Annotated in this window: 20 protein-coding genes and 1 other RNA gene; 7 read left to right on the forward strand and 14 right to left on the reverse strand. The window is 42.9% G+C overall.

The annotated features are described in order from the left end of the window. Positions 1-131 precede the first annotated feature (131 nt). The 6 genes from PAE54_RS00955 to PAE54_RS00980 form a co-directional block, all read right to left on the reverse strand. The gene (locus PAE54_RS00955; protein WP_326518080.1) at positions 132-1,619 is read right to left on the reverse strand and encodes an adenylate/guanylate cyclase domain-containing protein; all 1,488 of its coding nucleotides are present in this window, start codon (positions 1,617-1,619) and stop codon (positions 132-134) included. A 63-nt stretch (positions 1,620-1,682) separates the two neighbouring features. Next, on the reverse strand, positions 1,683-2,117 hold the full coding sequence (locus tag PAE54_RS00960; protein WP_273779176.1) for an HIT domain-containing protein: 435 nt from the start codon (positions 2,115-2,117) through the stop codon (positions 1,683-1,685). 230 nt (positions 2,118-2,347) lie between these two features. Continuing rightward, positions 2,348-5,809 (reverse strand): transcription-repair coupling factor, encoded by a 3,462-nt coding sequence (gene mfd, locus PAE54_RS00965; protein WP_326518081.1) that lies wholly within the window; start codon positions 5,807-5,809, stop codon positions 2,348-2,350. A gap of 176 nt (positions 5,810-5,985) precedes the next feature. Continuing rightward, positions 5,986-6,342, reverse strand: coding sequence for a hypothetical protein (locus tag PAE54_RS00970; RefSeq protein ID WP_326518082.1), 357 nt, complete (start codon positions 6,340-6,342; stop codon positions 5,986-5,988). Positions 6,343-6,655: 313 nt separating this feature from the next. Then, on the reverse strand, positions 6,656-7,171 hold the full coding sequence (gene rraA, locus PAE54_RS00975) for a ribonuclease E activity regulator RraA (RefSeq protein WP_273779173.1): 516 nt from the start codon (positions 7,169-7,171) through the stop codon (positions 6,656-6,658). A 14-nt stretch (positions 7,172-7,185) separates the two neighbouring features. Continuing rightward, positions 7,186-7,851: a Rossmann-fold NAD(P)-binding domain-containing protein gene (locus PAE54_RS00980; RefSeq protein WP_326518083.1), complete on the reverse strand. Its 666-nt coding sequence runs from the start codon at positions 7,849-7,851 to the stop codon at positions 7,186-7,188. A 213-nt stretch (positions 7,852-8,064) separates the two neighbouring features. Here PAE54_RS00980 and rpsT point away from each other — a divergent pair, with 213 nt between their 5' ends. Further along, positions 8,065-8,334 carry a 30S ribosomal protein S20 gene (gene rpsT, locus PAE54_RS00985; protein WP_273779171.1) on the forward strand — a complete coding sequence of 90 codons (270 nt, stop codon included), beginning with the start codon at positions 8,065-8,067 and terminating at the stop codon, positions 8,332-8,334. Between the two features lie 89 nt (positions 8,335-8,423). On the opposite strand, the gene PAE54_RS00990 is transcribed toward rpsT, so the two are convergent. Then, positions 8,424-9,170: a phosphoglycerate mutase family protein gene (locus tag PAE54_RS00990; RefSeq protein WP_326518084.1), complete on the reverse strand. Its 747-nt coding sequence runs from the start codon at positions 9,168-9,170 to the stop codon at positions 8,424-8,426. 65 nt (positions 9,171-9,235) lie between these two features. Next, complete coding sequence (locus tag PAE54_RS00995) at positions 9,236-10,090, reverse strand: 3'(2'),5'-bisphosphate nucleotidase CysQ family protein (RefSeq protein WP_326518085.1); 855 nt, start codon at positions 10,088-10,090, stop codon at positions 9,236-9,238. Between the two features lie 340 nt (positions 10,091-10,430). On the opposite strand from PAE54_RS00995, the gene PAE54_RS01000 reads away from it, so the two are divergent. The 5 genes from PAE54_RS01000 (at position 10,431) to PAE54_RS01020 (ending at position 14,560) form a co-directional block, all read left to right on the forward strand. Then, positions 10,431-11,528, forward strand: a complete 1,098-nt coding sequence (locus tag PAE54_RS01000; RefSeq protein WP_326518086.1) for a cation efflux transmembrane domain-containing protein — start codon at positions 10,431-10,433, stop codon at positions 11,526-11,528. Positions 11,529-11,710: 182 nt separating this feature from the next. Next, the gene (locus tag PAE54_RS01005; protein ID WP_326518087.1) at positions 11,711-12,400 is read left to right on the forward strand and encodes an HAD-IA family hydrolase; all 690 of its coding nucleotides are present in this window, start codon (positions 11,711-11,713) and stop codon (positions 12,398-12,400) included. After that, positions 12,384-12,824 (forward strand): RNA-binding S4 domain-containing protein, encoded by a 441-nt coding sequence (locus PAE54_RS01010; protein ID WP_273779166.1) that lies wholly within the window; start codon positions 12,384-12,386, stop codon positions 12,822-12,824. The genes PAE54_RS01005 and PAE54_RS01010 overlap by 17 nt, the downstream gene beginning before the upstream one ends. A 146-nt stretch (positions 12,825-12,970) precedes the next feature. Next, positions 12,971-14,023, forward strand: coding sequence for a recombinase RecA (gene recA / locus PAE54_RS01015; protein WP_273779165.1), 1,053 nt, complete (start codon positions 12,971-12,973; stop codon positions 14,021-14,023). A 51-nt stretch (positions 14,024-14,074) separates the two neighbouring features. Beyond that, on the forward strand, positions 14,075-14,560 hold the full coding sequence (locus PAE54_RS01020; protein WP_326518088.1) for a regulatory protein RecX: 486 nt from the start codon (positions 14,075-14,077) through the stop codon (positions 14,558-14,560). Positions 14,561-14,569: 9 nt separating this feature from the next. Here the strand turns inward: PAE54_RS01020 and ffs are convergent. After that, positions 14,570-14,666, reverse strand: an RNA gene (ffs, locus tag PAE54_RS01025) — signal recognition particle sRNA small type. 314 nt (positions 14,667-14,980) lie between these two features. On the opposite strand from ffs, the gene PAE54_RS01030 reads away from it, so the two are divergent. Next, positions 14,981-15,826: a YbgF trimerization domain-containing protein gene (locus PAE54_RS01030; protein WP_273779163.1), complete on the forward strand. Its 846-nt coding sequence runs from the start codon at positions 14,981-14,983 to the stop codon at positions 15,824-15,826. A 70-nt stretch (positions 15,827-15,896) separates the two neighbouring features. On the opposite strand, the gene lpxA is transcribed toward PAE54_RS01030, so the two are convergent. Genes lpxA through bamA form a run of 5 tightly spaced genes read right to left on the reverse strand, consistent with a single transcriptional unit; the run spans position 15,897 to position 21,173 of the window. Continuing rightward, on the reverse strand, positions 15,897-16,685 hold the full coding sequence (gene lpxA, locus PAE54_RS01035) for an acyl-ACP--UDP-N-acetylglucosamine O-acyltransferase (RefSeq protein WP_326518089.1): 789 nt from the start codon (positions 16,683-16,685) through the stop codon (positions 15,897-15,899). 7 nt (positions 16,686-16,692) lie between these two features. After that, on the reverse strand, positions 16,693-17,169 hold the full coding sequence (fabZ, locus tag PAE54_RS01040; RefSeq protein WP_273779439.1) for a 3-hydroxyacyl-ACP dehydratase FabZ: 477 nt from the start codon (positions 17,167-17,169) through the stop codon (positions 16,693-16,695). 7 nt (positions 17,170-17,176) lie between these two features. Continuing rightward, positions 17,177-18,247 carry a UDP-3-O-(3-hydroxymyristoyl)glucosamine N-acyltransferase gene (gene lpxD, locus PAE54_RS01045; RefSeq protein WP_326518090.1) on the reverse strand — a complete coding sequence of 357 codons (1,071 nt, stop codon included), beginning with the start codon at positions 18,245-18,247 and terminating at the stop codon, positions 17,177-17,179. Between the two features lie 3 nt (positions 18,248-18,250). After that, a complete protein-coding gene (locus PAE54_RS01050) occupies positions 18,251-18,739 on the reverse strand; it encodes an OmpH/Skp family outer membrane protein (RefSeq protein WP_326518091.1) in 489 nt (162 codons plus the stop codon). Positions 18,740-18,788: 49 nt separating this feature from the next. Beyond that, positions 18,789-21,173, reverse strand: a complete 2,385-nt coding sequence (bamA, locus tag PAE54_RS01055; protein ID WP_326518092.1) for an outer membrane protein assembly factor BamA — start codon at positions 21,171-21,173, stop codon at positions 18,789-18,791. Positions 21,174-21,204: the final 31 nt, after the last annotated feature.

Raw genomic sequence — 21,204 nt, forward strand, 5'->3', positions numbered from 1 at the left:
TCCCCACTTGTTTTTAAGTGGGGACTAAATTAAGGCTTATAGGATGAATTCATAAGGTGTGTTCAGCGAACGCTTACCTAAACTTTCCAATAAAAAACCACTCAGTTGAGTGGTTTTTATTTGCTTGAATTTTATATATTTTGGTGTTGTGAAGCAGAGGATACCGTCTCACGTTTAGGCATCTGAATCACTTCGTCTTCAATATGCAATTTCACGATCCCTTGCGAATTTGTCAGTTTACGCTGTAATTCTAAACGCTGGATCATGTTTTCGAGCACCTTAATCAGCTCAGGATATTCGAAATTTTGTGCTTCATCTAAATTCAACAGAAGATGGAAACCTTTGTATTCATAATCAAACCATTGCTGATTATCGAGTTTACGAACATTATATTTTTCCATGATTTGCCAAGTCTTTACAGGCCCCTGAATACCTTTCAGAAAGATAGGGGGCTTCGGCGAACACAGAAAATCACTTTTAATCAGCTGATAGGTATCATCAGAGATCAGAATTTCATCCACCTTGGCCGCACTTTGCAAACGGGCAGCCAAGTTAGCATCTCGACCAACAATCGTATACGCCATACGGTGAGCAGCCCCATAGTTTCCCACGTGACAATACCCCGTGCTCACGCCCATACGGATATGTAATGCCGGATAGCCCATTTTCACCCAACGTTCGCGTAACAGCTTCATTTGCTGTCGCATGGCTAGAGCCATTTCCACACAAGTTTTTGCATCTTGGGCAACACCATTCGAATGTGGATCACCAAAGAAAATCAGGATGGCATCGCCCATGAATTTATCAACTGTACCACCATATTGCTTCGCAATATCGGTCATGTGACTGAGATAATCATTGAGCAAGAAAGCCAGATCATCGGGAATCAGGGTTTCAGATAATTCGGTAAAGCCTTGAATATCCGAAAAGAAAATGGTCATTTTCTTACGTTTATATTCAATTTTGGCTTGTGCCTCTCCGCGCATAATGGATTGCCATAACTGCAGCGGTGCATAGCGGCTGAGCTGATTGGCCAGCTCCATATAACGATTCATTTCCTCATAATAATGCTGACGATTTTTATTAAGGAAACTCGCACGCTGGTTTTGATAAAAGCTACCGACACCAAAGTAAGCAATGAGACAGATAAAACCCAATACAATCAGTTCGGTACTGGTGTGATCAAAATATTCAGCAAAACCAAAGATAAAGATATTGCTCAGGTAGAAAACTGTAATTCCCAACAAACTTGCCATTGAGACAATCAGGAATGGAATTTTGTTATTGATTGCCGTATACAATAAAGCAAATAAGGCAATAAAACTCAGGACCAAGCTCAGATGAACAGCCGATAAAGTGACCGCAACCACCATCACATCTAGAGCGAACATCACATAATTATTAATTCTTTTATTATAACGATACAGTAGCCAACGTGATAATTTAGGGTGAATCAGAAGAACAAATAAAAAAAATAGTGGAGTGTAAATCTGGTAATTAACATCAGGTGCCGTGTAATAATAAATGACCACTAACAAAGACAGCATCAAATACCCCATCAGGCGATGGAAATACGCGAATTGTCTTGGTTCTTTCTCAACCCAGCTTGCTAATGGCACAATGGCACCCCAATGCTCAAATCTTTGTCACGCGCCATACGCGTGACGGGAAACCGATCTGGATTAATCCATACGCCAATCAAATGGCATGTCACCTTGCCCGCGCAAAGCCAACATCAAGGTCTGACGCATGTGTGCCAAGACTTCATTGCTATAAGGAACTGCTGGTGTTCCCCACACTGGTTTTGGCCATGCCACATCATTCTGATAACGCACCACATGATGAAAATGTAACTGGGGCACCATATTCCCCAAAGCTGCTACATTCATTTTGTCTGCACGGAACACGCGGGATAATTGGCTGGATAACCAGCTCGACTCACGCAGAAACTGTTCCTGATCCGCCTGACTTAATTCATATAACTCAGTGACGCCTGGTACACGTGGCACCAAAATCAGCCATGGGAATTGCATATCATTCATTAAACGACATGTTGATAGCGGAAAATCGCCAACCAAAAAAGTATCTTGAGCAAGTTGTGGGTGCAAACTAAACATATCTTTATAAATGATGCAATAACTATGATGGTTAATACTACCACATCAGATGTGGTGTGAATATTGTACGTAAAGGGTTTTATGCCAAATCAGCGTATCACTTTTATACCCAATATCAGCACTTTAAAGAATCTCTTTAAATAATCAAGCCTTTGTCGAAATAAATGCTGTTTGTTTGGACAATCCGTGAAATGTAACGGAATCCTGTAGAGGATTCCGTTACATCAGTATTATCTCGCCAAGTCTTGTAACAAACCTTTCAGCACATCATGAATGAACTGTAGGCGTTTTGCGTAATCTTCGAGTTCAACCGTCACTTTCAGACGTTGCCCACCATCCATTCGGTAATACGTTGGATGCTTCTGCATCAATTGAATGATACTAATCGCCTGCACGGGTGTATCGGGAGAAAATTCAATATGTCCACCCTGGCGATTAAGGTCAACCTTGGTAATGCCCAACTGTTCGGCCTGTAAACGAATTTGATGCACACTGAAAAGCTGTTTCACTGCTTGTGGCAAGATCCCAAAACGGTCAATCAATTCCATACGGATATGATCCAGTTTCTCCTGACTGTCGGCATTACTGATGCGTTTATAGAATAAAAGACGCTGATGTACATCTCCCAAATAATCATCTGGAATTAAGGCAGGCATGTGCAGGTTAATTTCTGCAGTCAGCGATAGCGGTGCATCGAAATTCGGCGTCTTGCCTTTTTGAATGGCTTTGGTGGCTTTTTCCAGCATTTCCATATAAAGACTATAACCAATCGCCTGCATCGAACCACTTTGTTGCTCACCAAGCAGCTCTCCTGCACCACGGATTTCCAAATCCTCAGTAGCCAACATAAAACCAGCACCCAACGTTGACGCACGCTGGATGGCATCCAAACGTTTTTCCGCATCGCCCTTCAGATGTTTGATCGAAGGCACCAGTAAATAGGCATAGGCCTGATGGTGGGAACGTCCAACACGGCCCCGCAACTGATGTAGCTGAGCTAGACCGAGTTTATCTGCCCGATCAATCAAAATGGTATTGGCATTTGGCACATCAATCCCGGTTTCAATAATGGTCGAGCACACCAGCACGTTATATTCTTTATGATAAAACTGCTGCATGACCTGTTCGAGCTCACGTTCACGCATTTGCCCATGAGCCACTGCGACACGGGCTTCAGGCACCATTTGACGTATATTTTCAGCAGCGCGCTCGATGCTTTCGACTTCATTATGCAGGAAGTACACCTGCCCCCCACGCAATATCTCACGCAGAATCGCTTCCTTAATCGCATCGCCAGTGTGTTCCGTGACAAAGGTCTTCACCGCAAGGCGTCGTGCCGGAGGCGTCGCGATAATCGACAAATCACGCATACCGCTAAAGGCCATATTCAAGGTCCGTGGAATAGGAGTTGCCGTTAGCGTAAGCATGTCAATATTGGCACGCATAGCTTTAATGCGTTCTTTATCGCGCACACCAAAACGGTGTTCCTCATCCACAATCATCAGTCCAAGATCTTTAAACTGCACATTTTCCTGCAGGATTTTATGGGTACCAATGACAATATCGACTTTACCTTCGGTCAAATCCTCGATGGTCTTCAAATGCGCCTTACTCGAACCAAAACGCGATAAGACTTCAATGCGTACCGGCCAATCTGCAAAACGGTCTTTAAAGGATTCATAGTGCTGTTGAGCCAGTAAGGTAGTTGGCACCAGTACCGCTACCTGCTTATTGTTCTGTACCGCTACAAAGGCTGCACGCATAGCAACTTCGGTTTTACCAAAGCCAACATCGCCACAGACCAAACGATCCATGGGTTGTGCACGCTGCATATCATGCAAGGTAGCTTCAATTGCATTGGCCTGATCCAGTGTTTCTTCATAGGCAAAACCGCTTGCGAACTGCATATACAGAGTATGGTCGAGCTCGAATGCAAAGCCAGGTTTAGATTGACGTCGGGCCTGGATATGCAGCAACTCCGCAGCCACATCATGGATCTGCTCGAGCGCTTTACGTTTTGCCTTATTCCAAGTATCGGTTCCCAGCTTATGTAAGGGTGCCAAGTCCGGATCACCGCCACTATAACGACTGATCAGGTGCAGATTGGTCACAGGTACATAAACTTTGGCTCCTTCTGCATAATCAAGTTGCAAAAATTCATGGGTTTGCCCATCAATTTCTAGGGTCATTAAACCAGCATAACGCCCTACACCGTGATCAATATGTACCACGGGAGCACCAATATTCAGTTCTGTCAGGCTGCGAATTAAAAATTCTTCCGACACTTCCTGCTGACGTTTACGGCGTCGCTGTACAACACGATGCTCATAAAGCTGATTTTCTGAAATAACGGAGAGCTGATCCGTCAACAGTAAACCACGGTCTAAAGGTGCACTGGTAATGGCTACAGCGTGTTTCTGTGTGATAAATTCGGCAAAATTCTGTACGCTTGGGATTTCACCCAGACTGCTTCTAAGTGCATCTTTCAGCGTTTCACGGCGTCCCGCACTTTCTGCAACCAACAATACAGGCGAATTTGACGCCTCAACATATTGCTTGATTCTAAAAAAAGGTTGCTCTTGCTTCGGATCAACGGGAAGTTTAGGCGGTTCCTGCGTTTCTAAATTCAGCGCTCCCGCCTTGAGTTCAACCTCATCAGCAGATGCAATCATTCGCGGGAACTGATTGAGCATGGACAAGATCTGATTTACCGGAATAAAAATCTCTTCTGGCGGTAAAATCGGCTGATCAATATTATGGCGACGTTCTTCATAACGACGGATGACATCTTTCCAAAAAGCAGTCAACTCCTCTTCGACCTGCTTATTTGTAATGACAATGCAATTCTTAGGTAAGTACGATGCAAGGGTTGATTGACTTTGCATCATCTCTTTACTAAAGAAAAGTGGAAAATAAAACTCCAATCCGGGTGTCGCAATGCCTTCCAATACATCTTGATAAATTGGATTTTTCTTTGGATTTGCTGTAGGAAAACTTTCCGCGTAGCGATCTCTAAAAATCGAACGTGCTTCTTTTAGAGGGAATTCTTTGGCAGGCAAGATACTGAAACTTTGCAAACTTTCAGTGGTACGCTGGGTTTCAGGATCAAAAAATCGTAGCGTTTCAATTTCATCATCAAACAGATCGATGCGGATCGGCGACTGCTGACCTGATGCATAAATATCCATGATACTGCCACGAACGGCGAACTCACCATGATCATAAACCGTATCGACCAAATGGTAACCTGCCTGAATCAGACGGCTTTTTTGTTGCTCCAGATCAAACTTCTGCCCGGCCCTAATATCAAAATGTTCACCAAGAATCCAGGAAGCTGGTGCGACACGCTGTGCAAGCGTGGATGCCGAAAGCAGTAAAATGCCCTGTTTCGGCATATTAGACAGGATAGACAAACGTTCAGAAACAATGTCTTGGTGCGGAGACAGACGGTCATAAGGCAAAATTTCCCAATCCGGAAAAATCGTGGGTTTCACCCCATAAAATTCCAGTTCGCTTTCTAATTGGGCCAGATGCTGGTTATTTCGCGCAACAATCACCAGAAGCTGCTGTGACTGTTCACTGATTTCTTTAAAGAGTAATGCTGCTGCTGAACCTAAAATTGAACCGATCCAACGTTTTTCACCGGCTTTGAGCTGTGACAGATTGAGCTGAGAGATTTCTTTTTGAAACATGTAGATAGATCTGGGCCTAAATGACATTGTTGCTAATACTAGCATGATGCGAACGCCAGTTTAGTTAAATTTTCTCAACTTCGATGATGTGGTAACTCACAATTTTTCAACACCTGGCTCCAGCCAAAACGAACCTAGTGGAATTGACTAATCTGCCCTTCTTAGCACTCTCATTTTTATTTATTGCGTTGAAATTTCACAAAGTAAGCATTCAATTTCTGAATAATTTGTTTCAACTCATTTAGGTTAGCCTGAGTATTACCCAAATGCTCCACAAAACGTTGCGTGGCGATTTCCAGATCAATTTTTTCGTTAATCTGCGGAGTAATTTCAAACAGTTTTTTGAGATCGTTAAAATTTTCCAGTTTTCGGTTAGAAAAATACTCCAATCGTGCAGCCAGAAGATTCACGACAATGCCATCAACAATTGGACCCTGTTCCGGATCAAACTGGATATTCTGTTCACGTAAATAGACCTGCTCTTCAGTTTCCTTAGCGCTTGGTTTAAAGAGATCAGTGAGCTCCTTTAACATTTCCTCATCCTTTTCAGATTCAAAAAAAATATTACATCTATTTTAGTCAGGTTTTTCCCACACTTGTTTGATTTACAGAAGTAATTGTTTACATGCTTAGGCTATTTCATATTGACTCAGCATCTAGCAAGTTCAGAAGAATCAGATTCTCATCCGAACAATTGATTTTTAAAGCATACATTTAGATTTTATATATTTGAGTTTTGAGCAAAGTCTTTTCCTATCTATCATAAAAAAGACAGATAAATGATTTATCTGTCTTTTTTATTGAGTAAAAGTAGCAAGGGTTTTCCTTGTTTAAGGCATCGACTCGTCAGGCTAAATTCACCAAAGCTTGTTTTGCCACCACGATACCGTTGTTATCCGCATAAATGTAATCACCGGACTGAATGGTAACGCCACCAAAATGCAAAGTAATATCAACTTCGCCTAGACCTTTACGGTTACTTTTTTGCGGAATAGCAGCCAAAGCATGGACGCCGAGATCCAGCTGAGCAATCGCGTCTACATCACGTACACAACCGTAAATAATCACACCATTCCAATGGTTTTTTACCGCAGATTCAGCGATTAAATCCCCCATCAAGGCACAACGCATCGAAGCGCCGCCATCCACAACCAGAACTTTTCCTGTTCCGTCGGTTGCAAGCAGCTCTTTGACTCGAGAATTATCTTCAAAGCATTTTACCGTGACTACCTGCCCACCAAAGGTTTTGCGTGCCCCGTAACTTTTAAAAAATTTACCATCCAATGAAGGGCTTACCACTTGCAGGTCCAGCTCAGGATGATCATCAAGTAAATCACAGGTTACAAATGCTGCTGTAGTCATTTCTCTCTCCGCATCTATCGGTTTTTTTGTAGGCTTAAATTATCATAAATTTGAAAGGCTTCCGTTTGCGATTGTGCAACCTCGACCATAGTATGAGCCAGTTGTTGTGCTGAAATCGGTTTATAGCGAAATCGCTTTTTAATCCAAGGTTCAACAATGCCATAGGCTTTTTGGGCAAAATGCTCCAGAACACGTGTGTCTTGACGTTGTCCTAATAACAGCGACGGTCGAAAAATAGACACCTGAGCCAGATTCAAACTCTGAATATAGTCTTCGAGTTCGCCTTTGACCTGATTATAAAAAATCCAGGAATTTGAATCTGCACCGAGTGCGCTCACCAATAGGTAATGAATCGGTTTATCTTGTAACAGATCAGCAAAATGCGCATTGATTTCAAAATCAATATCGTAAAAATCTTGTCGAGAACCCGCCTTTTTCAAGGTCGTCCCCAAACAGCTAAATGCATGGGTATGACCATTCACATCTTCATCATTTAACAGGAGAAAATCTTCGAGTATCAGTTGCTGGACTTTTTCCAGATGCTCAAACTCGCTGATGGGATGTCTTACAATTACTGTGATTTGTTCGCATTGCCCCAGCTCGTGCAAGCTTTGCACCAAGGCTCGCCCAACCAAACCACTCGCCCCAATTACAATTGCTTTCTTGATGATTTTAGTCATTTTTTATTCTATCTCCGGAGATTTCTTATAATCTAACGTTTTCTTTCATTTTTATCTTCATCTAAAATGTTGTCAAAGCGTCTCAAAGCTTGACTTCGGTGTGCCATTTCATCAAAATATGGCACTTGTTTACGGGCTGGTGATAGCGTGTTCTGGCAAATGTCAGTTTAAACTACAGCCCGCCCAGACCAATCAATTTCAAGGAGTGCAAGAGTGGCAAACTCTGCTCAGGCTAAAAAACGTGCGCGCCAAAACGTTAAAGCGCGTAAACACAACGCAAGCTTGCGTTCTATGGTTCGTACTTACATCAAACGTACTGTAAGTGCAATCGCTGCTGGTGATTATGCTGTTGCTACAGAAGCTTACAAAAAAGCTGTTCCTGTAATCGACCGTATGGCTGATAAAGGCATCATCCACAAAAATAAAGCTGCTCGTCATAAGAGCCGTTTAAATGCTCAAGTTAAAGCACTTGCTGCTAACTAATTGATGCATGTAAAAAAAGCCCTTCACAGGGCTTTTTTTATGTCTGAAATCTAGAATACTGTTATAAAAATCACATATCTTTCAACTTGTTAGTGTACAGAATGACGCTGTAAAAATTCTGGAATATGCAACTGCTGTACCTTACCTCGCCAGATCCATTTCAGTTGACTGTTACTAAATTCTTCACCTTCAAACCAAACAAATAGTCCTTCCATCATTGCTGGCCAGTCTTCTTGGGCAATTTGCTTGTGTCCTGAGATGACCGCAATAATCGCGGCAATAATCGTATCATGGCTCACTGCCAAACTTAAGCCCTGCGCGGTTTGCGGATGGGTGTTATAAATCAGCTCCAGCACATCAGCTACCCCATGAATCGGATGTTTCATACCGGGTAATGCATTATTAACAAAGCTGTTAATAAATCCCAATGCACCTTGCTGCTTAAAATACGGCGCAGCTTGCTTGATATCCAACACAAAACTGCCAGGCTCAACCAATAAGCCCTGCTCCACAATTTCAATGCGATGTGTATTATGTTGGGATTGCTTGACCTGGTCTGCACCCTCAATCATCAATGCCGCTGTATCGATACAACGCTGGATCGGACTGGAAATACAATGCTGGACCACACGACCGGTATTTTGGATCAGATATGCTCCCCACGCCTGAGCAAGCTTACGTCCCTGCGGGGTTAATTGCAAATCATAGCCTGCCAGTCCCTGCCCGTCCTGAATTTCTCTTACCGAATGACGGGTAAACAAAGTCACCGGTGTTTGAGCATCGGGAAGCAAATCAATAGCATGTAACATGCTGGAGGGTAGCAGTTCGAGAGACATGACGTTATCTGTTTCTATCCTGAGTTATGCTTTCACTATACCCCATCCGTACGACAGAGAAACCGTTAATTACACTTATCATGATTTTGTAAGGCATCTAGGGCAAGCTGACGTGTTTCAGGACTTACAAATGCGATAAATCCTTCATTTAATACTGTATCGCGCTGGTTATACACAAAAGGCTTACCTTGTAAAGTTAACAAACCACCTTGAATACTTTCCAAAAGTCCCTGACCTGCACTGGTATCCCATTCAGAGGTCGGGTGGAAACGAGGATAGATATCAATTTCCCCCTCGAGCATCATACAGAATTTATATGCACTGCCCGCTTCACGACGCACTACGGGCTTATGCTGCTCAATCCATTCAATATAATTTTGATAGCGCGGATCACGGCTGTTATGGCTTAAGCCCACCTGGATGGTTTGCTCTGCACGTGGCTGCAAACAGTACTGTAGCCAGACCTGCTGTGAAAATTGATATTTGTAAGGCAACTCATGCGTATAGCCCAGATAAACCACCTGCTCACAAGGCACCACAATAATTGACAGCACAGTTTGATGCTGCTCAATCAAACTTAAATTGATGGTGAATTCATCACGCTCATGGATAAATTCTTTGGTTCCATCCAGCGGGTCTAACATCCAGCAACGTGGCCAGTGATGGCGTTGTGAATAATCACTCTCTTCAGAAAGCACAGGAAGATCGGGGGTGAGCTCTGCCAGCTGTGCCAATAAAAAAGCATTGACTTTCAAATCTGCTTGCGTCACGGGCGACTGATCATGCTTTTCATCGATATCAAAATCTTGACCAGCACAGTAAGCCTGATACTCCTCCAGTAAAATCTGACCAGCCTGTTGTAAAATAGGCAGTAATTTGAGCATCAGCTCATCAGTAGGTGCTTGAGTGTGTACAAACATAGATTACCTATCTCCACACGACCTGATGCTGAACAACAGACATCACCTGCGTGCTAGATCTGGAAAGATTTATAAATGTGATACCGTTAAAAGAACAACTGTCTATGAATCCACTTCCAGCCAGATTGATCACTCAAGGTATTTCTTCTTTCTATATTAGACCAATCCTGCTTAAAACACCTATTAGTCTTTCAGACTAGCTTGTATAGGTGCATTGCTCTTGACTTTCAACATTGGAAAAGAGCATACACTCACGTCACCCGACTTACTCCACACCTTGTAGAGTCAGAATGAATTCTCTAATCTTGAACACTCAAGACTATCTATCGGGAAAATGACTATGAGCGGCTGCGGATGCAAATCGACTCCAGCGGACTCACCACAACGTGCTGTTTTGATTGAACCAACAGTCTCCTTTATTAGTGATTATAAAATCCCACAGATGGACTGTTCTTCAGAAGAGCAATTGATCCGGATGAAGCTTGCGAATATCAGCCAAATTCAGCAACTAAAATTTGATTTGCCACAGCGTAAATTGACTGTTTGGCATCAAGATCGTGCAGAAGAAATTACAACAGCCTTAGAAAGCCTGCGTTTAGGTGCTGAATGCTTGCAAACAGTATTAGCCACAAACCCTGCAGAAATCAGCTATACGACGTGTTACCACATTTCACAGATGGATTGTCCAGCAGAAGAACAAATGATTCGTATGGCTTTAGCCCCCTTAAAGCATATCCAGCATCTCACATTTGATCTCAAACAGCGCACGCTTGAAGTTCAACATTCAGGAGATACAGCCGCGATTAGCTCTGCACTTGAACAATTACATTTGGGCAGTACTTTACAATCGTCATCTAAAATTCATGCTTCAATACCAGTGCAAAACAGCCCCGAACAACAGCGCCGAGTTCTACTCATACTTCTAGCCATCAATGCTGTGCTGTTTATCGTTGAACTGGTCACGGGTATTTTGGCTTCCTCAACAGGTCTGATTGCAGACTCTCTGGATATGTTTGCTGATGCTGCCGTTTATGGCATCGCGTTATATGCGGTCGGTAAAGCACAAAAATATCAACTGCAAGCAGCACATATATCCGGCTGGTTACAGATTTTATTGGCCTTTATGGTGATCAGCGATGTGATCCGACGTTTTATATTTGGCAGTGAACCTGAGGCAGGGTTAATGATGATCATTAGCCTGATTGCCCTTGCCGGTAATGCTTACTGCCTGTATTTAATTTCTGGTCACAAGGAAGATGGGGTACATATGCAGGCAAGCTGGATTTTTTCTTCCAACGACGTCCTCGTCAATGTCGGTGTCATTGTGGCAGGAATACTGGTCTATGTCACACAGTCTGCCTATCCTGACCTGATCATTGGTTCAATTGTCGCTGTACTGGTTTTTAAAGGCGCGTGCAAAATTCTCGCATTAAAATAGACTTGAATATTCCGAAAAACACACCATTCTATAAACAAAGTTTCTGGCAAAAGACTAAAAGCCAAATACTCAAATCTCATGAAATTTCGACTTTTAAAATTAACTCAAGGTTGCCACCTTAACATGCAAAATTTCGCTGTGCCGATCGATTTTCAAGCCTGCTGTACCATAAGGAAACATACATGACCCGACCGATTATCATGTTTGACATGGACGGTACTCTTTTAGATTTGGCCTTCGATGATCTGATCTGGAATCACCGTTTACCGGAACGTCATGCTCTTGCTCATCACTGTTCATTACAACAGAGTCAGGCCACTTTGTTTGAGTTTTATCAGCAACATAAACATACCATTTCCTGGTATTCATCACGTTATTGGACCGAAAAAGTCGGTGTCGATACGTTAGAGCTGCAAAAAGAATTCCAGGCACACATCAAACCTCGTAGGGGTTGCTTTGAACTACTCAAAATGCTCAAAGAGCAAGGTTATCGCTGCTGGCTAGTAACGAATGCGGACTGTGCTGGTCTAGCGCTTAAGCTTGAGAATGTCGACCTACAACCCTATTTTGACGTGATGATCAGCAGTGAGCAGATCGGCTATTCCAAAGAATATGTTGAGTTCTGGCAGATCCTGCAATCCATGCATCCTTTCGATCCAACCCAGGCTGTATTAATCGATGACACTGCAGCCGTCCTTGCTTGTGCGCAACGTTTCGGGATCCAGCATTTGGTGACCATAACCCAACCCTCCACCCAAAAAGCACAGCGCCAGTCACATGAACTTGACTACCCCGCTATTGATCATTTAACCGAATTCCTTCCCCTACTCGCTCAATTCAATTTAAAGGACCTCGATGCAAAAACAGCTTGACCTTTCGACCACTGAAAGTATGCGTGTGGACAAGTGGCTTTGGGCTGCACGTTTTTTTAAAACCCGTTCAATGGCTAAAGCGGCCATTGAAGGTGGCAAAGTCCACCACAACAATGAACGGGTGAAAGTCTCCAAAGAAATCCGTATTGGTATGGAACTGACGATTCAACAGGGTTTCGATCGTAAAACCGTGGTTGTAGAAGCCCTTTCAGCTGTACGTGGACCTGCACCGATCGCTCAGCAACTGTATCGCGAGACAGAAGTCAGTGTTGCTCGTCGGGAATTAATCGCATCGCAACGAAAATTGCATAATCTAGCACGACCTGATCATCGACCAAGCAAAAAGGACCGTCGTCAAATCAGCAAGTTTAAACAGGATAATGATCAACAATATGACCAGCATTGGTCTTATAATGATGATTAAAACAGGACGTCATATCATGTCGTAGCAGACGGATATGACATGGAATATAAAAGAAAGATCTGTCACTATAAAACGGTGGAAACAAGTTGAAAGTTTAACCATCCACTTAAGTGAATAGTGAATGTGCATCGTTTTGAGGTTACGAGATGGATGAGAATAAGAGTAAAGCGCTGAATGCTGCTTTAAGCCAGATTGAAAAGCAATTTGGTAAAAATACCGTCATGCGTTTGGGTGATAACACGGTTCAGGCGGTTGAAGCCGTATCAACAGGTTCGCTTACCCTAGATATCGCGTTAGGCATTGGCGGTTTGCCAAAAGGCCGCATCGTGGAAATCTACGGTCCTGAATCTTCAGGTAAAACCACTATGACTTTGCAAGCAATTGCGCAATGTCAAAAGGCTGGTGGCACCTGTGCGTTTATCGATGCAGAACATGCACTTGACCCACAATATGCACGTAAACTGGGTGTCGACATCGACAATCTTCTGGTCTCTCAACCAGACAATGGTGAACAGGCACTAGAAATTGCCGACATGCTAGTTCGTTCAGGTGCGATTGACCTGATTGTCGTCGACTCCGTGGCCGCCTTGACGCCACGCGCCGAAATTGAAGGCGAAATGGGTGATTCCCACATGGGTCTGCAGGCACGCTTGATGAGTCAGGCACTGCGTAAAATCACCGGTAATGCCAAACGTTCTAACTGTATGGTAATCTTCATCAACCAGATCCGTATGAAGATTGGCGTGATGTTTGGTAGCCCCGAAACCACTACTGGTGGTAATGCCCTGAAGTTCTATGCTTCTGTACGCCTGGATATTCGCCGCGTAGGTCAAGTCAAAGAAGGCGATGAGATTATTGGTTCGGAAACCAAAGTTAAAGTCGTGAAAAACAAAATGGCTCCACCATTTAAAGAAGCCCTCTTCCAAATTCTGTATGGCAAAGGGGTCAACCATATGGGCGAGTTAGTTGATTTAGCGGTACAACAAGATCTAATCCAAAAAGCTGGTGCATGGTACTCTTATCAGGGCAATAAAATTGGCCAAGGTAAAAACAATGTTATCCGTTACCTAGAAGAAAACCTGGCTTTGGCAGACGAAATTGAACGCATGATCCGCGATCAATTGCTAACCTCAGCCAATAGCGCACCTGCGAATGCAGAACTTGAAGATGATGAACAACCTGATTTTTTAGAAGGCTAACCGATATTCAATAAAAAACGCCCTTCGGGGCGTTTTTTACATCAAGGGATCATGATCAATATGACAGCAAATGAAAAACCTCAGCGCCAGCTCCTGACTGGCAGCCGTTTACGCTCTTATGCCTTTGCCCTACTGACCAAACGGGAATACTCCAAAGCAGAGCTACTTGCCAAACTGGGTTTGCATGCAGCGGATTTACAGGAAGTCGAACATCTGGTCGAAGAACTGAGTGAAAACCACTATCAGAGTGATCAGCGTGTGGCCGAACTCATCGTCAATAGCCAAATTCGTCGTGGCAAGGGACCCAACCGGATCAAACAGGCACTCAAAGATAAACAGATCGATATGCTTTTGATTGCTGAAGATTTACAAGAAATGGATTGGGCTGAACAGGCTTATCAATTAAAAGTTAAGAAATTTGGAACAGCAGTCGCACCAGATATGAAAACCAAAGCCAAGCAGATCCGCTTTTTGCAATATAGAGGTTTTGATATGGAAGCGATAATGAAAGCAATTTGTCGAACGACAGAAGAATGATGGTGGCAACCCTACTAGCAAAACCTCGGCACATTATAGATCTGCTACCGTTGCTACCTTCCGGTCCTGGCGGGGTTTACAGAGTACAATTGCGAAGCCACCAGCAGGGCTACCATTGCAGGAACAGAGTATAGAGATTTTTCATTAACTTGCAAGCCCCAGCCACTCATTTTGAGACATTCCCATACTATTTGCTTATTTCCTCAACAAATATATAGAGATAATGATAATTCCCCCCATAAAAATGCCCGATCACTCAATAAGATTTAAATAAAAATACTTGAACATTGTAAAACATGATTGCAATTCATAAACGAGCCGTTTTAAATGGCACTATTACTCAATTATGGTGGTAAAAGCATCTGCTAGCTTTAGCTAATGGCTTTATACCCCTTGCATTACACGATGGATTACACTCTTATGCTCAAACAGCATGTTTTCTCTCTACTTGCCCTAATGGGTTCCGCTTCCGTTTATGCCAATATTCCGATTGAATCACGTGCTTTGAGTGAATCAAATCGCAGCAGCCCAAGCTATGCCCTTGCTCCACAAGAATCACCTGCAGGCAATTTAAACTGGCAGCTCATTCAAAAGAATCAGCAACTGGAAAATGATATTCGCAGCCTACGGGGCAAACTAGAAGAACAAGAAAATGAAATTGAAAAACTAAAAAGTGAACTGACCAATCGCTATACCGATCTAGATCAGCGTCTACAGTTATTACAACAAAAAATTGAACCTGAAACATCTACTGAAGAAGAGAATCAGACACCCCCTCAAGATACTGTAACACCAAGTCAACCAGCCGCCGTACCGACTTCCCAAGTAACTACGCCTAGTTCTGCAATAGCAAGTACGCCCCCATCAATAACGGCTGCAAGCAAAATAGCAGAATCGAGTGAATTGGAAAAAGCAGCCTACACAGTGGCATTAGACGCCTATAAGCAAGGGGGAGCAAAAAAAGCCATTACCCCCATGCAAAATTTTGTGAAGAACCATCCAAACAGCGTTTACACAGGTAATGCCTATTACTGGTTAGCTGAATTTAATCTAGCGATTGATCCGCCAAACTATGCGGAAGCGAAAAAGAATTATACGATAGTCTCCACCAAATTTTCTCAGTCAGCAAAGGCTCCCCGTGCTCTGTATCAACTCTACAGTATTGCCAAGAACGTTGACCGCAATAATATCTTAGCCAGTCAATATCGCACAAAATTGTTGGCTACTTATCCAAAGTCTGAAGAAGCAGGTTTTGTGAAAAAATAAAATCTGCTTCGCACATGCCTGCATAAAAAAAGACACCGCCTAGGGTGTCTTTTTTTATGCAACTTAACAATTAACGCACAATACCACGAGCGGAATTCTCAAGTGAATCCACTAACAACTGTGCTTCAGGCACCTGTGGAAGAATTTCTGTGCGGATCTGTGCAACTGCTTGTTCAGTCGTAAGATTGGCTTTATAAATCAACTTGAATGCTTCACGTAAACCTTGAATTACATCTTTTGACCAACCCTTACGACGCATTCCTTCAATATTTAAACCAAAGGCATGTGCAGGGTTACCCGAAGCCATGACATAAGCCGGCACATCTTTAACAATTAAAGAAGCGCCACCGATCATACTATAGGAATCAATCTTACAGAACTGATGGATTCCCGAGTTACCACCAACCACTACATGACTACCTACATGAACATGACCTGCGACACCCACGTTATTGGCAAAAATGTTATGGTCACCGACGATACAGTCATGGGCAATATGTGTGTTTACCATGAGCAGATTATGACTACCGATTTTGGTCAAACTGTTATCTTGAACCGTACCACGATGCAGACTGCAATGTTCGCGGATCCGGTTATGATCACCAATCTCTAACCAGGTTTCTTCACCACGGTATTTTAGATCCTGGCAAACTTCACCCACACTCGCAAACTGAAAGATTTCGTTATGCTGACCAATACGGGTAAAACCACCAACTACGACATGCGAATGGAGTTTAGTGCCTGCACCAATCGTCACGTTTGGACCAATAATACAGTAAGGACCAATCTGAACATCGGGAGCAATGACTGCGGATGAGTCAATAATAGCGGTGGAATGGATTAGATCGTTATTGCTCATGCCTGCTCTATTTTCTAAGGTGCGAAATCATGATTTCGGCTGTGGTTGCAACAATGCCATCAACAGTAGCCGTACAATTATATTTGTAAATGCCACGTTTTTGCATTACCAACTCAGATTTTAATACGAGTTGGTCACCTGGAACCACTTGTTTTTTAAAACGTACGCGTTCAGCACCCGCAAACAGGAATAAAGATCCTGGTGTTGGCTTCTCACCATTCATGATGAAGCTTAATACACCTGAAATTTGAGCAAGTGCTTCAACGATGAGCACACCCGGCATAATAGGATATTCAGGAAAATGCCCCTGTAAGAATTCTTCATTAATTGAAACGTTCTTATAACCCACAATGCTATTTTCATGTACTTCAGTTACACGGTCTACCAACAGGAACGGATAACGGTGCGGTAGATATTCACGCAACGTCTGGCTGTGCATTGGCAATTCAGGAATAGTAAATTCTGGAGATTTTGACTCAGTTATCATATGTCTACTTACGCAATTTAAAAGTTGATTCAAGAGACTCAATTTGAGCCTGCATATGATCAAGTCGTTTCATCAGTTGGGTCAATGGCACATCTGCTAATTGTCTCAGACGTACAACAGAGCGTTTCCACTGACTATTTTCCATAAAGCTGGTGCCTGAAGAATACGTCCCCGTCTCAGAAATATTTTTTGTGACCATTGACATTGCTGTAAGTGTCACATTATCCGCAATAGTCAGATGCCCTGCGACCCCACATGCACCACCTAGGATACAATTTTTGCCAATTTTAGTGCTGCCAGCAATCGCACAAGTTGCAGCTATCGCGGTGTTTGAGCCAATTTGTACGTTATGTGCGATTTGCACAAGATTATCAATAATCACACCATCTTTAATAATCGTGTCATCGAGGGCGCCTCGATCGATACTACAATTTGAACCGATTCGGACATCATTTCCAATATGCACCGAACCCAACTGGGCGATACGATGCCATTTCCCCTGATAAGGGGCAAAGCCAAAACCTTCACTACCGACGACAGTATTGGCATGAATACGTACACGATCGCCTATTTTACATTCACCTGTTAAGGTCACATGTGAATCAATAAAGCATTCTTTACCAATTTCGACCCCATGGTCTATTTTTACATGTGATTGGATGACCGTGTCATCGCCGATCACACAATTTTCACCAATGACTGCATAGTGCCCAATGTAAGCACTATCCGCGATAATGGCTGACTCATGGATCTGTGCCGTACTTTCAATGCCTCGTTCCGTCACTTTCTTCTCAAAGACATGAGTTAAAATAGCAAAAGCGAGATAAGGATTAGCGACAACAATAAGGTTCTGATGTTCGGGGATTTTTTCTCGAAGATCTGCGGTTACGATCAAGGCTCCCGCTTGTGACTGACGTGCCTGATCCAGATATTTATCCGCATTGACGAAGGAAATATGCTGTTTTCGAGCCGCGTCTAAACTGGCAAGCCCTTGTAGTTTGAGATCTACTTGGCCGACTGGCTCACCTTGAACCAGATGAGCCAAATCTTCTAAACGGTATTGATGACGATTCATTGATTATTTGTATGCGTTAACCTTTTGGATCATTTTATCAGTTAAATCATACTTAGCGTCATAAGCAAGCGCAGAGTTTTTATTCAAAACAAAATCTAATTTGTTTTCTTGACGCAATTGCTCTGCGGCCTGTTTAACCCGACTCTCCATGGTTTTATTCATGGTTTGCAAAATTCCTTGCACGGTTTTTTGCAACTGTTGCTGAATCTGATTGAATTCATCCACTTTTGCCTGATATTGCGTTTGCAATTGAGCAACTTCAGTAGCAGGAGCAATTTGCGCCTGCTTTTTGAGTGCTTCGATTTCACGGCTCAACTGTTCCAATTTGGTCGTCGATGGCTTAATCGTCTGACCAAGATTGGTATTCTGCTGCTTCAGATAAGTGCTATTCTCAACCACTTTTGCTAGATCTACCACCCCATATCCTGCAGCATGGCCCAATGCGGACAACCCCATCCCCATTGCTAATAACAGCATTTTTATTTTCTTCATCATTACCATCCTGTTATGAGGACTGAAATTTTTGCTGAAAAGGCCGTACTTAGAAAGTACGACCGATTTCAAACTGAACTGACTTGGTTTGATCACCTTCTTTATCGTTCAGCGGGAAGGCATAACTTAATGAAAGTGGACCAATCATGGTAATCCAGGTAAAGCCTACACCTACACTATAGCGTAGATTACCCAAGTCAAAACCATAATTATCTTCACAGTCTTGGCGTGTAGTTGCATCACGTGGCACATCACATTGTGTATCAAACACTTGTGCGCCTTCAGCAAAAAGGACTGGTCGCACTTGACGCGTCCAATCACCTTTAAATGGTAATGGTAAAGCTAATTCTGTACCAAATTGAACCAAAGCATTACCGCCAACCCGTTCTGGATCCGGATCAGTACCATATCCAGGCGATGTAGGATCAGTATAATAAATACCAGGATATTTAGGGCCTAAGGTATTAACATCATAGCCACGTACCGAACCATAACCACCTGCGTAGAAGTTTTTATAGAATGGCAAGTCATTACCATAGCCTAATTTACCATAGCCACGTAGTACAAAATCGTGACCTAACGGCAAGAAAGCTTGAGCATCATAAGTGACTTTTTGGTATTCGACATCACTGCCCGGTACTGCTGTTTCAAAGTTGACACGATGCGACATCCCTGAGGTTGGGAAAATCGGACGGTTTAATGTATTGTAAGACCAGCCCAAATTCAGGTTATAAGTCAAAAACTGGTTATCGGGTCCACCATTAGCTGCAAGGTAGTCAGCGATATACGTGGAGACATACTCACCTGTTTTGACATCCGTCTGATCGACATTGACTGAAGCACTGAGGCTCTGATTTTCATCAATTGGATAACCAAAACTGAGACTAGCACCCACGCTATCCGTCACATAGTTGTTCACGTTATAGCTACTATCAAGTTTGGTTTTACGATAGTAAACGTTATAACCACGGCTTACACCATCAATGGTGAAGTACGGATCAGTGACGCTCAAGTTATAATAATCCTGAGTTTGTGAACGCGACAAATCAATGGATACGCGGTTACCCGTTCCCAGGAAGTTGGTCTGACTTAATCCCGCCTGGAAGGTAATACCCCCACTTTGTGAATAGCCGACAGCCAGCGTACTGGTGCCTGAATGCTGCTCTTCTACATCAACATTTAAATCCACTTGGTCTGGCGTATTTGGAATACGGACAGGTTTGATATTCACTGTCTTAAAGAAGCCCGTACGCTCTAAACGTACACGCGACAGATCAATTTTTTCATTACTGGCTAAAGCACCTTCCATTTGGCGCATTTCACGACGCAAAACTTCATCTGCCGTTTTGGTATTTCCAGCAAAATTAATCCGTCGTACAGTCACCTGCTGACCTGGATTGACATAATAATTGAGATCAACAACGCCTGTTTCATTATTGATCTGTGGCACTACATTCACTTCGGCAAAGTAATAACCAGCATTACCATACTTACGTAGCAATAACTGCTTAACGTTATTTACCTTTTCCTGCGAGTAGATTTCGCCAGCTTTATAGAGCTGCAAGGCTTGTAGTTCTTCAGTTTTATAAAGGGCATCACCTAAAAATTTGGTTTGACCAAATTTGAAGCGCTCACCCTCATCAACCGACACTTCAATAAAGATATGCTTCTTGTCTTCACTGATGTTGAGATTAGAACTGTTAATCGTAAAATTGATATAACCTTTATTGAGATACAATGCACGCAATGCTTCTAGACTCGCCGCCATTTTTTCACGTGCATAACGGTCGTTGCGTGAAATAACAGAAGTCCAACCCGTTTCTTTTACCGCAAAGACCTGTTTGATTTCATCATCTTTAAAAATGGTGTTACCGATGATATTGATATCGAAGACTTTGGCTGCTGTGCCTTCTACAAAGTTAATCACAACATCAACACGGTTGTTCGGACGAGCAATCGTTTCTACCCGAACATCAGCATCATAACGGCCTTGTTGAGCATATTGCTGCTCAAGTTCAGTTTCCAGGGTTTGTAAGGCCGATTTTTTCAGCACCTCACCTTCTGACATTCCCATTTTTTTCAAGCCATCTTCCAACGCTTCTTTTGGAATCAGCTTGTTGCCTTTAAATTCGATTTTTGAAATGACAGGACGTTCAACAACCTGGAAAACTAAAACATCATTCTGTTTAAACGCTTTAATATCATCAAAAAGTCCAGTGGCATACAAGGTACGGATTGCACTGGCCAAACGGGCATCATCAACACGATCCCCACTGGTGATTGGCAACATGCTGTACACATTGGTCGGCGTTAAGCGAACGAGGCCTTCAATTTTTATATCACGCGCAATAAACTCATCTGCCGCATATGCTTGTTGTACTGTTACCATCGCACTGACGAGTGCCAAAGGCATAAATAAATGTGTGTGCCGCATGCCAAATTTCCAGTAAAAGTTAATTTATTCC

Source organism: Acinetobacter minutum, from assembly GCF_035916735.1.
Lineage (GTDB): Bacteria > Pseudomonadota > Gammaproteobacteria > Pseudomonadales > Moraxellaceae > Acinetobacter.